This window comes from Acidobacteriota bacterium, from assembly GCA_016196065.1.
Taxonomy (GTDB): Bacteria; Acidobacteriota; Terriglobia; order Terriglobales; family Acidobacteriaceae; genus Acidiflorens.
On record JACPYL010000021.1, the window covers coordinates 1 to 2,369 of the forward strand.

Sequence of the window (2,369 nt, forward strand, 5' to 3'; positions counted from 1 at the left end):
CTCATGGGGGTCTCCTCTCGTCAGAATGGGACGGAAGGACTATACACTAAATGAATACATTAAACAAGCCCATTACTCGGACAGGCTCCTAGAGGCACTGTCGGCGTGACCTGTTTTTTTGATATGTAGACAAAATTAAGATATAAAGTGAGTCGTTCTCACAAGGAGGAGGGCGACATGGAGGAGAAGAAGGTACGGCGGATTTTCACTCCCGAACAGAAGTTTGAGATTTTAAAAGACATCGAGCGGTGCGCGACGATTAAAGAGGGATTGGAGAAGCACCAGATACATTATTCGATGTATGGGAAATGGAAGCGGCAGTTGGCCGTGGGCGTTCGGGCGTCGCTTCGGAACAGCAAGCCCCTGAAATCCCCGGACACCAAGCGATTGGAGGCGGAGAACCGGAAGCTCAAAGAGGTGGTGCTGAACCAATCCCTGGTCATCAGCGAGTTAAAAAAAGAGATGAGCTTGGATTGAGGGAGGCGGGGCGATTGATGGAAACCCAAAAGGATGCGGTCATGGCACTGGTGGAGGCGCACCGGCAGGCGGGGCGAGCGGTGGGTGAGGTGCTGGCGGGCCTGGGGATTGCGCGGTCGACCTATTACCGATGGAAGCGGGGTGCGAATCGACGCCCGGCTCCGAGCCGGCGGACGTATCCGTTGACGCCGGAGGAATGCGGAATGATCGACGAGGTGAAGACGGCCCATCCGGAGTACCGGCATCGGAGGATTCAAGGGGTGCTGCAAGGCTGGGGGACGTATCTGTCGGCCTCGGCGATCTACGGGTATTTAAAGCATCGGGGACAGGTGGAGCCGTATGATCGTCGGTCGGCGCCGTGGGACAGTCCCCGGTATGAGGCCTGGCAAAAACATCTCCTCTGGGGGAGTGACTGGACGCGGCTGTCGATCGCTCATCTGCGTTGGTACCTGCTGACGGTGATCGATTTCTTTTCCCGATGCGTGGTGGCGTGGGATCTGGTTCCGAGTGTGAATGCGGGCCATGTGAAGGCGATCTATCGGGCGGCGTTGGCGGCGGAAGGGATCCCCTCATCGGCAGAGCGGAAGCCGGAGTTGCGGGTGGATCGTGGCTCGCCGAACACCGCACGAGTCACCCGGGAGTTCTTTGAGATTCTGGGTGCAGAGCTGTCGTTTGCCCGGGTGCGACGGCCGACCGATAACGCCATCACCGAGCGGTTCTATGGCACCGTCAAACAGGAAGAGATCTACCTGGTGGGGAATTATCCGGATGAGCGATCAGCGCGAGAGGAGATTGGCCGGTACATCGCCCATTACAACACCCAGCGGCCGCACCAAGCACTTTTCAATTTCACGCCGGCCTACGTGCATCAGGTGAACAATAAAACGGCCCTGGTAAACGAACTGGAGGGGATGAAAAAGGCAACGAGAGAAAAACGGAAAGACTACTGGATCAACCTGGAAAAAAGTGACTCACTAAACTCTCTGATTTTGTCTCATTAAGAAAAAACTGGACACAAGAAAGCAAAGCTCGCACTCGCGACAGACCTTGGCCAGAAGGACAGGGAAATTGCCAACCTTCAGGAAGTTCTGAAGAGCAGAGACGAAAAGCTCGCGGACGCGCAGAAAGCTCAAACCGACCTTCTCCGAAAACAGCGAGAGCTAGATGATGCCAAGCGGGAGCTTGAGCTGACGGTTGAGAAACGAGTACAGGCGGGGCTTGCCAACACCCGTGAGCAGGCGAAGAAGGAAGCAGAGGACGCACTAAAACTCAAAGTGATGGAGAAGGAGCAAACCATCGCCTCCATGCAGAAACAGATCGAGGAGCTCAAGCGCAAGGCCGAACAGGGATCACAGCAACTCCAAGGGGAAGTGCAAGAGCTTGAACTCGAAGCGTTGTTGAGCGCGAAGTTCCCACGTGACACGATTCAACCAGTCCCGAAGGGTGAGCACGGTGGCGATGTACTGCACATCGTTTTCGGCCCCTCTGGCCAACCCTGCGGCACGATACTCTGGGAATCGAAGCGAACCAAGAACTGGAGCGACGGTTGGCTGACAAAGCTGCGTGGCGACCAGCGATCGTCAAAGGCAGAGGTTGCCGTCATAGTGAGCCAAACCCTTCCCAAGGGTATGGAGACATTTGGTTTGATTGACCAGGTCTGGATAACGGATCCCAGATCAGTGGTTCCCGTGGCTGTGGCACTTCGCCAAATGTTGGTGGAAGTCGCTTCAGCGCGTCAGGCGTCTGAGGGACAGCAAACCAAGACCGAGATGATTTACCAGTATTTGACAGGCCCACGATTTCGCCAACGCGTGCAGGCCATAGTGGAGGCCTTCTCTTCAATGCAGGAAGACCTCGCTAAGGAGAAAAAGGCCATCACGAAGCAATGGGCA

General features: G+C 55.7%; 3 protein-coding genes. All 3 read left to right on the forward strand.

What is annotated here, in order from left to right; all coding sequences use genetic code 11:
- Positions 1-177: 177 nt before the first annotated feature.
- Entirely contained in the window at positions 178-477 is a 300-nt protein-coding gene (locus tag HY010_17805; protein MBI3477590.1) for a transposase, read from the forward strand.
- Between the two features lie 17 nt (positions 478-494).
- Complete coding sequence (locus tag HY010_17810; GenBank protein ID MBI3477591.1) at positions 495-1,478, forward strand: DDE-type integrase/transposase/recombinase; 984 nt, start codon at positions 495-497, stop codon at positions 1,476-1,478.
- A gap of 66 nt (positions 1,479-1,544) precedes the next feature.
- A partial coding sequence (locus HY010_17815; protein MBI3477592.1) for a DUF2130 domain-containing protein occupies positions 1,545-2,369 on the forward strand: 825 nt, incomplete at its 3' end.